An 11,631-nucleotide genomic window follows, 5' to 3' on the forward strand; every position below is an offset into this window, starting at 1 on the left:
CCAGTTCTGCCGTGACGCAACGAGTACCGGTGGAACGCTATCTGAGCGCGGACGACGTATCCGCGCTGGCCGCGGGAGCAGGTCTGCTGGGGTCCGGCGGCGGCGGGGACGTCGCCGTCGGGGCCCGGCTTTTGCGGCATGCGCTCCAAAGCAGAGGGCGCGCCCGCCTGGTGGCGGCCGGTGATTTGCCGCCGGACACGGTGGTGGTCCATGTCGGGCTCGCCGGGGCGCCGGACGTCGTCGCGGAGCGGCCACCGGGCGGGGAAGACTTTGCCAACGCTGTTACCGCGCTGGCAGGTGCCCTGCGCCAACGCGTTGGTGCCATTGGCGTGATCGAAATTGGCGGACTGAACGCCCTTATCCCTTTGGTTGCCGCGCAAGTGCTCGGGCTTCCCGTGGTGGACGGCGACCTCATGGGCCGGGCTTTCCCCCGGATCAGCCAGACAACCCTCGCCGCCGCAGGCCACCCGGCCACGCCCATGGCAGTGGTGGGGCCGGCTGGAGACTCCGTCATTATTGAATCCGCTTCCATCGATGCGGCGGACCGGATCATGCGCGCCAACGTTGCCGCCCTCGGTGGGGCCGCCGCGGTGGCTCTCTACCCGTGCCGGGCCGGCACCTTGGCAGCACTTGGCCTCCCCGGCTCGCTCAGCGGCTGCCTTGCCCTTGGGCAGGCCCTGGTTGCCTCGGCCGGACTTAGCGTTTCGCAGCTCGCCAAGCGGCTGGGTGGCGAGCTGCTGTGCGAGGGCAGGGTGGACGAGATCCGGCCCCGGCGCGGCGACGTCCCCGGCAGCCTCACACTCACGGATCGCTCAGCCGGGCACATCCTGAGGCTGGACATGCTCGACGAATACCTGAACGTGGCCATCGACGGCGTTTCCCGAGCGTCCGCACCCGACGTCCTGGCGGTGCTGGACCCCGTGACCTTTGTTCCCGTTCCGCCGGACAGGCTCCGTTCGGGACAATCCATCGCCCTGCTGCGGCTCCCGCCGATTCCGGGTTGGCCGGACGGCGCTGAAGGACTGATCGGACTCACCGCTTTCGGGATCGACGCCGGCCAGCCGGAGGCCACCCGATGACCGCCGGGTACGCGCCGGTCAGCGTGCGGGATCTCCTCACCGAAACGGTGCTCGCCGCCGCCGTCGTCGTCGCCGGCAGGCAAGGACTCGATCGTCCCGTCCGGGACTTGAGCTGGTACAGCGGGGAGCTCCCGACGACGGCGAACGGTCACCTCATGGTGTGCGCCGCGGCAGCGGTGACGCCGTCCTACCGCCTGGAGGCCCTCGTCCGGCGGGCCGAATCGGCTGGAGTCGCCGCCCTGCTGATCGCCTCCGAGGAACAACCACCCCTGCTCTCCACTCTCCGCCTTGCCGACCGTCTTGGCATCCCCGTGCTGTCCGTTGTGGGAGCCGACCTCGTGGACCTGCTCCACCGGCTCACCATCCGGGTCCGTGCACCGGAAGTGCAGAGGGCCAGGCTTATCGAGGACGTGGTCCGCCGCCTCAGCACTAAGACAACGGCAGAAGACATTCTGGCCGCGTTGGGCTTGGCGTTGTCCCAATCGGTCTGGTTGCTCTCATCAGACGGGAGTGCGATCCACGGCGAACCTATCAGCCTGCCTTCCACGCTCAGGCTGGACCTGACCGTCCCGCAGCACAGCGATCCCTCCGCCGACGGACAGATTCTGATCCATCCCGTGACCGAGCCAGGCTCCACTCAGGCCGCCGCTTGGCTCGCGTCCCACACAGCCGGCAGCAACGAACACGAGCGCATTGCCACCGCCAGTGCCCTGGCGGTTGCCGAACCTTATGTCCGAGCATGGCTCATTAGCCAGCGGGTAGCAGCCGAAAGGGATTCCGTGTTCCACGGCCGCCTTCTCGCGGACCTGATCGCTGGGCAAGGCGTAGTCAGCCAGGATGTCGTGGAACGCGCGCTGTCCGCAGGTTGGCGGCTCCAGGACTGGCACGTGGGAATTCATTTGGTCCGGACCGCCAGGGTGTCGGATCCTTTGCGGGATGATCCGGTCACGTCGATGAGGAAGCTTCGGAACGCCCTTGAGGCCCAAAAACTCATTGGCCCCGTGGTGGACCGCGGTGATGGGTGGACAGTTTGGATCAGCAGCGCCACCGAACCGCCGTCGTCGGATGGCCGCCGGGTCTTGCGTTCGGTGCGCCTCATGCTGGCTCAACTGCCCGCGCACTGGGAGGTGGTGGCCGGAGTGGGGCGCGTTCATCACGGACCCGGCGGGTTGGCCAGTACCCTCCTGGAAGCACGCGACGCAGCAACATTGGCAAGGACGCACGAATACCGTCCTGCGGCCGAACACATTGATGAACTGGGGGTCGCGAGGCTCCTGGCTGCGTGGCAGGATTCCGAGATCTTGCGGGCTTTCGCCGAGACCGCGTTGGCCCCGCTCAAAGGCGTGGACGGCGGCCAACTCCTGCGCACCTTGCAGGCCTACCTTGAGGCCGGGGGCTCGGTGTCCACCACGAGCATCGTTCTGGGCCTACACCGCAACACCGTCACGGCACGCCTGCACCGCCTCCGCGAGCGCCTGGGCGTGGATCTGGATGATCCCAACCAGCGGCTGGCACTTCAATTGGCCTGCCGCAGCATCGAGACCGAGCACGGTTAAGGGCTCCGACAGTTCAGGGCAACCCGCACAGTCATCCCGTATTCGCAGTGCTCGCTGCCCGTTCCGGGTTGTGAACGGGGGACCTAGTGTTGCCAGCACATGTACCCCTACAGGAGGATCTGTCATGCATCTTCGAGTCATAGTTCCCGTCATCGGCGACACCTTTGCCCAGTCGGTCGGGGCTGAGATCACCGCCTGGGTTTCTCACGGGACGACCTTCGACGTCGTCGCCCTGGCCCGCGGTACAGCAAGCATCGAGTCCGAGTACGACGAAGCCCTCGCCGCACCGGGCATCCTCGACCGGATCGACGAGGCAAGCATCGACGGCGTCGATGCCGTGTTTGTTACCTGCTTCGGCGATCCGGCGGTGCACGCGGCGCGGGAAATTGCGGACTACCCGGTGGTTGGCGGCTTCGAACCGGCAGTCCTCCACGCATTGAGCTTGGGCGAAAGGGTCGGCATCATCACTGTGCTCCCCAACGTTTTGCCGATGCTGCGCAGCCTCACCCGGCGGTACGGCTTGAGCGAGCGGATCGGCTGCATCCGCGTTGTGGACTTGCCGGTGCTCGGTCTGGAGGACCACGAACTGCTCCTGGACCGCCTCCATGCGGAGGCCTCCGAGGCCGTGGCCAAGGGCGAGGCCGATGTCATTGTGCTCGGTTGCACCGGAATGCTTGGGGTGGCTGCTGCACTTCAGCGTCGGCTGGAAGAGAACGGCACGTACGTACCGGTGGTGGATCCCACCGGTGCCGCTGTCACCTGGCTCGAAAGCAGCGTCCGGCTGGGCGTGCGGCCAAGCCGCACCACATACATGCGTCCGCCGGTGAAGGCCCGCAGCGTCTGAGTCGGTGAGCCTATTCCGGTCCGAGCGAAAGCGCCAGGCACAGCACTTTCCCTTCGGGCTGAAGCAGCGAAGGCGCCGCGATCGCAGATCGTGAAGCCCCGGAACTGCGGACACCCGCTGGCGGAAAGGTGCAGGCAGCGGCAATCGCCGCGGCTTGGGCCGCGGACTCGACCATGGGGACGACGACGCCGGCCTCTCCGGCGTCGAGGGCACGGCCGATCTCCGCCGCGCTGTGCCCGGACGTGCGCACCAGAGCAGGCGTCCGGTTGAGTTCGCACGCGCGGAGCAACCCCGGAAGTCCGTCCAGGGTGGCAGTGCCGAGTTGCAGGTCGATGCCGATCCAGTCGAATCCACTGCCGGACAAGCCTTCTATGCCGTGCGCATCCAGAAAAGTGAGCCAAGCGCCAAGGCGGTTCGTCAGTTGGCTGGGCATAGGGGCCGCGTGGCTGTCACGCCACGCAATCTTTTGGCGGCTTCGGCATCCAAGCGCCCCGGAATTCCGGGGTGGAGCGCCGGCGGCGCCTCCAAAAACTTGCTCAGCGTGACGCCCAGGCGTGGCGCCTGAGGAAAGCGCCTCAGGAGAACTCCTTCAACGCCTCGGTGAGCAGGCTCCCCGGAGAACCCAGCCGAACATGGACGCCGTTCGAAGCCACCAGTTCGCCAGCGATCACGACGGCGGTGACGTCGCTCGCCGTCGCGCTGAACGCAAACTGCTGGGGCATGGAACCGGCGGTCCGCACCGAATCCGGAGCCACGGCCATGAGGTCGCAGATTGCGCCGACTTCCAGCGCCGACGCAATGGGCGTGGCCATGGATGCGGTTGCGCCGATGGTGGCCGCGTGCAGCAGTTCCTGGGGTGAGAACCTGCCCCGCTGGCCGGAGCCGAGGCGTTCTCCGTGTTCCAAGGTGCGCATTTCAACCCAGGGATCGATCACGGCGTGTTGGTCGGTGCCCAACGCGATGGTCGAGCCGGCGTCGGACAGTGCGCGTGCCGGTCCGATCCCGTCGGCGAGATCGGCTTCAGTGCTGGGACACATCACCACCGTGGCTCCCGCATCCCCGAGGAGCTGGATGTCTTCCGGCGTCAGGTGGGTCGCGTGGACGGCGGAGAGCCGCCGGGACACCAGGCCGTGCCGGTCAAGGAGTCCAGCAGGGGTGACGCCATAGGCCTGCAGACACGCCTCGTTCTCGGCCGGTTGTTCGCTGAGGTGGATGTGGAGCGGGATATCGGCAGGCAGTTGCTGTGCGACGGTCTTGAGCGCCTCCTCGGGCACCCCGCGGACGGAATGCAGTGCGGCCCCCACACCAACCATTTCCGGCGGAAAGGTCCGCACCACCTCGGCCCGCAGTGACGCGAGCCGATCCAACCAGGCTTGGGCATCGGCGTCGCCAAACCGTGCTTGTTCCGGGCTGAGCGGCGTCCCAATGCCTCCCGCGAGGTACAGGGTGTCCAGCAATGTCAGACGAATCCCTGCCGCCACGGCTGCCCTGGCCAATGCCAGTTCCATCGCGTGCGGCTCCCGGTACGGCGTTCCTTCTGGCCGGTGGTGGACGTAGTGGAACTCGGCCACGCTGCTGAAGCCCGAGACCACCATTTCGGTGAAGACTGCCGTGGCGAGCTTCTCGTATTTCTCTGGTGTCAGTTCCGCAGCGCTCCGGTACATTTGCTCCCGCCAGACCCAGAAGTCGCCGCGCCCGTCATGCGTCCGTCCGCGCAAGATCCGGTGAAAAGCGTGCGAATGGGCGTTGGCCGCGGCGGGGAAGACGACGCCGTTCAATGTCTGGTCACCGGTTTCGGGCTGGACCGCGGTGGAGATCGCAGAGATGCGGCCCTCGTGCACTTCCAGCCGAACACCGGCGGCTACAACAGCGCTACCGCCGTCGGCGTTCACCAAGGCGGTCTCACACCAGAACCCGCTCACAGGAGTCCCTCCAGAACGTCCGCGAGGGCAGCGGCGCCGGCCGAGACGTCCTCGTCGGCCACGTATTCTTCCGGGGAATGCGAGATTCCGCTCGGGTTGCGGACGAAAAGCATCGCCGAGGGGACATGTCCAGCCAAGACTCCGGCGTCGTGCCCGGCGCCGGTTGCCAGCACCGGCGCGCCCGGCAGAAGCTCCCCGATGCGTCGGCTGAGGACGGGATCAAAATGCACGGTATCGCTGTAGGACTCCTCAGTGAGGGTAACGGCGCATCCCTCCCCTGCCGCGATTTCCCGGGCCGCGCTGTAAATCGATTCGATCAGTTGCGCCGTCACGGCGTCGTCGGGATGGCGGGCGTCAAGCCACAGATCGACGCGGGAGGCAATCACGTTGGTGCCGCCGGGAACCGGAGTCAAGCGCCCGACTGTGGCTCTGGCATCCGGTTGCCTCGCCGCAGTGTCGCGGACGGCAACAACGATCTGCGCGGCCGCGACCATCGGATCGGCGCGGTCGGCCATGAGAGTGGTCCCGGCATGGTTGCCTTGGCCGCTGACGCTGAGCTTCCAGCGGCCGTGGCCCAGGATGGAGCTTCCGACGGCGATGGCCGGCCCGCCTTGGCCCAGCCCCTTTCCCTGTTCCACATGCAGTTCGACGAAGTCGCCGATTCGGGCCATGGCTTCCGGATCTGGACCGACGTGCCGGGGATCCAGACCATTGCGCCGGGCGACGTCGGCGAAAGTGTTGCCGTCGACGTCGCGCAGGTTCAGCGCCTTGTCGACGTCGATGGCACCGGTCAGGAGCCGCGAGCCCAAGCAGGCCACGCCAAAGCGGGATCCTTCCTCTTCCGGGAAGACCGTGATGGCCAGGGAACGCCCCGGCTCGAGACCGCGGGAAACGAGGACATCGACGGCGGTGAGTGCGGACGCGACGCCAAGCGGCCCATCAAAGGCCCCTCCTCCCGGGACGGAGTCGAGGTGGCTGCCAGTGACAAGCGCACCGTCCCGGGGCTTTCCCCACCAGGCCCAGATAATGCCGTTGCGGTCGGTTTCGACTCCGAGGCCGCGCTGTTGGGCTTGTTCGATGAACCAGTGCCTGAGGTCGAGCTCGGGCGTCGAGTAGACAGCCCTTGAGTATCCTCCGCGCACCGCATCGCGGCCCACGTCCTTGATTGAGTCAAGGAGCTGATTGACGGTTTCCACGTGTTCCTCCGATTAATGAAGACTGCCACCAAGTAAAAACCACATGTCATCCAATGACAAGACCCTGAGCGTAGAACCGGGACAATTAACAGTCCTGAAACACGGCCGAAACGGCTTGTTCCCATTGGGCGTCTCAAATCCCGGAATCTCAGGTAATTTCACGAAATCTCTTGCCATTCGATGAAAGTTCATTTTTACTTAGTGGCAAGACATGGTGATCCAGACCACTTGAAAGCAGGTCAGTCAGTGGCAGCAGACTCTTCCACCCGGACGGTCGAAAGGGCGTTGGCCCTCCTGAGCGCGGTCTGTACCGATGGCGCCATCAGCTTGAGTGACGCCGCACGCGTTGTTGACTTGTCGGCCAGCACCGCACTCCGCCTTCTCCGCACGCTGGAGGGCAGCGGCTTCGTGAAGCGGGACCCGAGCGGAAACTTCCGTCCCGGTGCCAGCGTGATCCAGTTGGGAGCACTCGCGCTGGGACAGGAATCCCTCGTATCTCTGTGCGCGCCGCATATGAAGAGGCTGGTGGCCGAAACAGGCGAGTCCTGCTATTTGAGCATTCCTGGTCCTGGGGAAACCGGAATCTACATCGCCATAGTCGAAGGAACCCGCTCTGTCCGGCACACCAGCTGGGTCGGCAGGAGCATTCCGCTGGAAGGATCCGCCGCTGGGAAGGTCCTTACCGGCGGGCAGAACGGCCGCGGCTTCGCCATCGTGCGGAGCGGCGTAGAAGACGACATCACGGCCGTCGCCGCACCCATTGTGATCGGCGGCCGCACCGTGGCAGCCCTCAGCATTGTCGTGCCGAGCTACCGCTTGGACGAGGCGAAGGCCCAGACATTTGGCGAGGAACTGGCGAGGGTGGCGAACAACATCCTCGTGGAACCCTCCGGAAACCATGAAGTGCCCCAGGAAAGCATGGAAAAGAAATGATCAAGTTCGAAAATGTCACCAAGGCGTACCCGGACGGGACGGTCGCCGTCGACGGCCTGAACCTCGAAGCGCCCACCGGCAAGTTGACCATCCTGGTTGGCCCGTCCGGGTGTGGCAAGACCACTTCGCTGAGGATGATCAACCGCCTCATCGAACCCACCAGCGGAACCATCTACCTTGATGACCAGCCGGCGTCGGGCATGGACGCAGCGCTGCTGCGCCGCCGGATCGGCTACGTCATCCAGCATGCAGGCCTCTTCCCACACCGCACCATCGTCGACAACGTGGCAACAATGCCTGTACTTCTCGGCGAGAGCAGGCAGAAGGCCCGCATGAAAGCCCTCGAACTCATGGAGCGCGTCGGACTCCCCGCGAGCTTCGCCAAGCGCTACCCGTGGCAGTTGTCGGGCGGACAGCAACAACGCGTGGGCGTGGCCCGGGCCCTGGCTTCGGATCCGGCCTTCATGCTCATGGACGAACCCTTCAGCGCCGTTGACCCGGTAGTCCGCGCGCAGCTCCAGGAGGAATTCCTCCGGCTTCAGCGCGAGATCGGCAAGACGATCATCATGGTCACCCACGACATCGACGAGGCTCTCAAGCTCGGCGACCAGGTTGCCGTTATGCGCGTCTGCGGAAAGCTCGCCCAGATGGCGACGCCGTCGGAGCTCCTGACTTCCCCGGCGGACGAATTCGTGGCCGACTTCGTCGGACGTGACCGTGGCTACCGCTCCCTCGGTTTCACCAACGCGGCCGGCACGGTAGCTGTTGCCGAAGAAGCTGTGGTCGCCCTTGGCGCCTCCGCCGCCGAGGCACAGAGCAAGGCCACAGGAGCCTGGGTGCTGGTGGTCGACGGCGGCCGGAAACCGCTCGGCTGGGCACAAGCCGACCTCATCAAGGGCGAACTCAACAGGGAGCACCTTAACCTCAGCGGCACCTCCGCATCATCGTCCGGGACCATGCGCCAGTTGCTCGACGCAGCGCTTTCCTCCCCCAGCCGGCGCGGCGTCGTCGTCAATGAACACGGCGAGCTCATCGGCACAGTGACGGCCACCGACGTCGTCAAGGCGATCGAGGCGGAACCACACTTGGAGACGGCGCGATGAACTTTGAATGGCTGGGCCGCCAGTCCGACAACATCGTCTTCCTCCTCGGCTGGCATGTGCTGCTCGCCGTCACTCCCCTCATCCTGGGCCTGCTGATCGCACTCCCCCTTGGTTGGTGGGCGCACCGCAGCCGCCGGATCTATCCCCTTCTGGTGGGCGTGGCGGGCCTGCTGTACACGGTCCCTTCCCTCGCCCTGTTCGTCTTGTTGCCGCTGGTCCTTGGCACCAAGATCCTGGACCCGCTCAACATCGTGGCAGCACTGACCATCTACACCGTGGCGCTGCTGGTACGCGTCGTGGCTGATGCCCTCGATTCCGTACCGGAAGACACAGTCCAAGCCGCCAAGGCCATGGGCTACCGGGGGTACCAGAGCCTGGTGAAAGTGGAGCTTCCTGTAGGCGTCCCGGTCATCAGCGCAGGGCTCCGCGTCGCGGCGGTCTCCAACGTGAGCCTCGTTTCCGTGGCAGCGTTGCTAGGTATCCCGCAGCTCGGCTCGCTCTTCACCCAAGGCTTCCAGTTGCGGTTCTTCACCCCGATCATCGCCGGCATCATCCTCTGCGTGGTCCTGGCAATGATCCTTGACGGACTGATCATCCTCCTCAACCGGTGGCTGACACCGTGGACCCCCAAGGTGGTGGCATCATGATCAACTATTTGTTCAATCCCGCGCACTGGAGCGGCGCCGACGGCATCCCCACCTTGATCGGGGAGCACCTCCTCTATTCCCTCATCGCCCTCGTCGTCGCGGCCATCATCGCAGTTCCGCTCGGCATCTACATCGGAGTCACAGGCAAGGGTGTCTTCATGATCGCAGGCCTGGCCAACGCCCTCCGCGCCCTCCCCAGCGTTGGCCTGCTGATCCTCCTGGTGATGCTGATCTCGCCGGCTTTCCCGTCCAAGATGGGCTATATCCTGCCGAGCCTCATTGTCCTGGTGCTCCTCGCGGTCCCGCCCATCCTGACCAACACTTATGCCGGCGTCCGCGCGGTGGATGCTGCCGCCGTCGATGCCGCCAAGGGCATGGGCTTCCGCACCATGAAGATCCTCACGGACATCCAGCTCCCTTGCTCGCTCCCCCTCATGCTGTCCGGCGTCCGCAGCGCACTGCTGCAGATCATCTCGACGGCGACCATCGCCGCGTACATTTCGCTCGGCGGCCTTGGACGGCTGCTGATCGACGGCAAGGCCCAGAACGACTACAGCCAGATGGTTGCCGGGGCCGTGCTGGTTGCGCTGTTGGCCCTGTTCTTCGACCAATTGCTCGCCTTCATCACCCGCAGGGTCGTCTCACCCGGACTGACCCGGCGCACAGTCAAGGCGGCCGCCCCGGCCGCTGCGGCTGACACCGTGAACACCCCTGTCACGGTCTAAGCGACTCTCCCGTTTCATCCGGTGCCGGGCGTCCTGCCCGGCACCCGCAAAACCAACCCCCATTTGGCCACCGCATGCCCTGCGACGGCCCTCCCCAGAGAGAATTGACATGAAAAAGTACCTGAGCGGTTTCGCCCTGGCGGCAGCCACCGCCATCGCCCTGAGCGCTTGTGGCGGCGGGGATCCCATGAGTTCCTCCAACAACAACTCCCAGGCCGCAGTATCCACGGACAGCATCGTCGTCGGCTCCGCGGACTTCCCGGAAAGCCAACTCATTGCCAAGATCTACGCCGAGGCCCTCAAGGCCAAGGGCGTCAAGGTCACCGAAAAGCCCAGCATCGGCAGCCGCGAAGTCACCATCCCCGCGCTGAAGGACGGTTCCATCGACCTCATGCCCGAATACAGCGGATCACTCCTCCAATACCTGGACCCCGCCACGAAGGCCTCGTCACCGGACGACGTGACAAAGGAACTGAGCACCAAAATCCCGTCAGGGCTAACCCAGCTGACGGCTTCCAAGGCACAGGACAACGACGTCCTGACCGTAAAGAAGGAAATCGCCGACAAGTACAACCTGAAGTCCATCAGCGACCTCCAGCCGGTTGCCAAGGATCTCGTCCTCGGCGGCCCCCCGGAGTGGAAGACCCGCGTCAACGGTGTTGCCGGACTGAAGTCCGTTTACAACCTTGACTTCAAGGAATTCTCAGCGCTCGACGCCGGCGGTCCGCTCACGCTGAACGCTCTCCTTTCCGGCCAGGTACAGGCAGCTGACCTCTTCAACACGGACCCGGCTATTGCCGAGAACCATCTGGTCCCCCTCGAGGACAACAAGAATCTGTTCACCGCCCAGAATGTCTTTCCCGTCATCAACCAGAAGAAGGCCAGCGACACCGTCAAGAGCGTGCTGGACAAGGTGTCCGCCGCGTTGACCACCGATGATCTGATCCAGATGAACGGCAGGACCGCCAAGTTCGAGGACATGGGACAAATCGCCCAGGACTGGCTCAAGTCCAAGAACCTGGTCTAGTTCGAGCAAGAAGCAACTAGTCCAAAAGACTAAGGAGTACGAAGAATGGCACCCGCCGATTTCACTACCGGAGCCCGTCCTGTCCGGGCCGCCCGCGGCACCGAGCTGACCGCCAAGAGCTGGCAGACCGAAGCGCCGTTGCGCATGTTGATGAACAACCTGGACCCGGAGGTCGCCGAGCGCCCGGATGACCTGGTCGTGTACGGCGGCACGGGCCGGGCCGCCCGGTCCTGGGCCGCGTTCGACGCGATCACCCGGACCCTGGAGACCCTGGAGAAGGACGAAACCCTGCTGGTCCAGTCGGGCAAGCCCGTCGGGGTGTTCCGCACGAACGAATGGGCGCCGCGGGTGTTGCTGGCGAACTCGAACCTGGTGGGTGACTGGGCGACGTGGCCCGAGTTCCGCCGCCTCGAGGCCGAGGGCCTGATGATGTACGGGCAGATGACCGCCGGGTCCTGGATCTACATCGGCACCCAGGGCATCCTGCAGGGCACCTACGAGACCTTCGCCGCGGTCGGGAACAAACTCCGGGCCGAAGGCCGCCTGGCAGCCGCCGCGGAAGGCTCCGCGGAGGGACCGTTGGCCGGGACCCTGACCCT

Annotated in this window: 11 protein-coding genes and 1 pseudogene; 9 read left to right on the plus strand and 3 right to left on the minus strand. The window is 65.3% G+C overall.

Annotated features, from left to right (window positions below):
• Positions 1 to 11: 11 nt before the first annotated feature.
• From ABH924_RS12840 to ABH924_RS12850, 3 genes are all read left to right on the plus strand, one after another.
• Positions 12 to 1,079 carry a DUF917 domain-containing protein gene (locus ABH924_RS12840; protein WP_404499314.1) on the plus strand — a complete coding sequence of 356 codons (1,068 nt, stop codon included), beginning with the start codon at positions 12 to 14 and terminating at the stop codon, positions 1,077 to 1,079.
• Positions 1,076 to 2,635 (plus strand): helix-turn-helix domain-containing protein, encoded by a 1,560-nt coding sequence (locus ABH924_RS12845; RefSeq protein ID WP_404499316.1) that lies wholly within the window; start codon positions 1,076 to 1,078, stop codon positions 2,633 to 2,635. Before ABH924_RS12840 ends, ABH924_RS12845 begins: the two co-directional genes overlap by 4 nt.
• Before the next feature lie 124 nt (positions 2,636 to 2,759).
• Positions 2,760 to 3,479, plus strand: a complete 720-nt coding sequence (locus ABH924_RS12850) for an aspartate/glutamate racemase family protein (protein ID WP_404499318.1) — start codon at positions 2,760 to 2,762, stop codon at positions 3,477 to 3,479.
• A gap of 10 nt (positions 3,480 to 3,489) precedes the next feature.
• Here ABH924_RS12850 and ABH924_RS12855 read toward each other — a convergent pair whose 3' ends face one another.
• From ABH924_RS12855 to ABH924_RS12865, 3 genes are all read right to left on the minus strand, one after another.
• Positions 3,490 to 3,912, minus strand: coding sequence for an aldolase/citrate lyase family protein (locus tag ABH924_RS12855; RefSeq protein ID WP_404499320.1), 423 nt, complete (start codon positions 3,910 to 3,912; stop codon positions 3,490 to 3,492).
• Positions 3,913 to 4,054: 142 nt separating this feature from the next.
• Positions 4,055 to 5,401 carry a formimidoylglutamate deiminase gene (locus ABH924_RS12860; RefSeq protein ID WP_404499322.1) on the minus strand — a complete coding sequence of 449 codons (1,347 nt, stop codon included), beginning with the start codon at positions 5,399 to 5,401 and terminating at the stop codon, positions 4,055 to 4,057.
• Positions 5,398 to 6,597 carry an allantoate amidohydrolase gene (locus ABH924_RS12865; protein ID WP_404499324.1) on the minus strand — a complete coding sequence of 400 codons (1,200 nt, stop codon included), beginning with the start codon at positions 6,595 to 6,597 and terminating at the stop codon, positions 5,398 to 5,400. Before ABH924_RS12865 ends, ABH924_RS12860 begins: the two co-directional genes overlap by 4 nt.
• 201 nt (positions 6,598 to 6,798) lie before the next feature.
• Here ABH924_RS12865 and ABH924_RS12870 point away from each other — a divergent pair, with 201 nt between their 5' ends.
• From ABH924_RS12870 to ABH924_RS12895, 6 genes and pseudogenes are all read left to right on the plus strand, one after another.
• A complete protein-coding gene (locus ABH924_RS12870) occupies positions 6,799 to 7,530 on the plus strand; it encodes an IclR family transcriptional regulator (protein WP_372460972.1) in 732 nt (243 codons plus the stop codon).
• The gene (locus ABH924_RS12875) at positions 7,527 to 8,633 is read left to right on the plus strand and encodes an ABC transporter ATP-binding protein (protein ID WP_404499326.1); all 1,107 of its coding nucleotides are present in this window, start codon (positions 7,527 to 7,529) and stop codon (positions 8,631 to 8,633) included. The genes ABH924_RS12870 and ABH924_RS12875 overlap by 4 nt, the downstream gene beginning before the upstream one ends.
• The gene (locus tag ABH924_RS12880) at positions 8,630 to 9,280 is read left to right on the plus strand and encodes an ABC transporter permease (protein ID WP_059389395.1); all 651 of its coding nucleotides are present in this window, start codon (positions 8,630 to 8,632) and stop codon (positions 9,278 to 9,280) included. The genes ABH924_RS12875 and ABH924_RS12880 overlap by 4 nt, the downstream gene beginning before the upstream one ends.
• A complete protein-coding gene (locus ABH924_RS12885; RefSeq protein ID WP_234753287.1) occupies positions 9,277 to 10,005 on the plus strand; it encodes an ABC transporter permease in 729 nt (242 codons plus the stop codon). The genes ABH924_RS12880 and ABH924_RS12885 overlap by 4 nt, the downstream gene beginning before the upstream one ends.
• Positions 10,006 to 10,114: 109 nt before the next feature.
• Entirely contained in the window at positions 10,115 to 11,032 is a 918-nt protein-coding gene (locus ABH924_RS12890; protein ID WP_404499329.1) for an ABC transporter substrate-binding protein, read from the plus strand.
• Between the two features lie 45 nt (positions 11,033 to 11,077).
• Positions 11,078 to 11,631, plus strand: a pseudogene (locus ABH924_RS12895) (urocanate hydratase); the annotation flags it as partial.

This window comes from Arthrobacter sp. GAS37 (assembly GCF_044908325.1).
In the GTDB taxonomy this organism is placed as follows: Bacteria; Actinomycetota; Actinomycetes; order Actinomycetales; family Micrococcaceae; genus Arthrobacter; species Arthrobacter ramosus.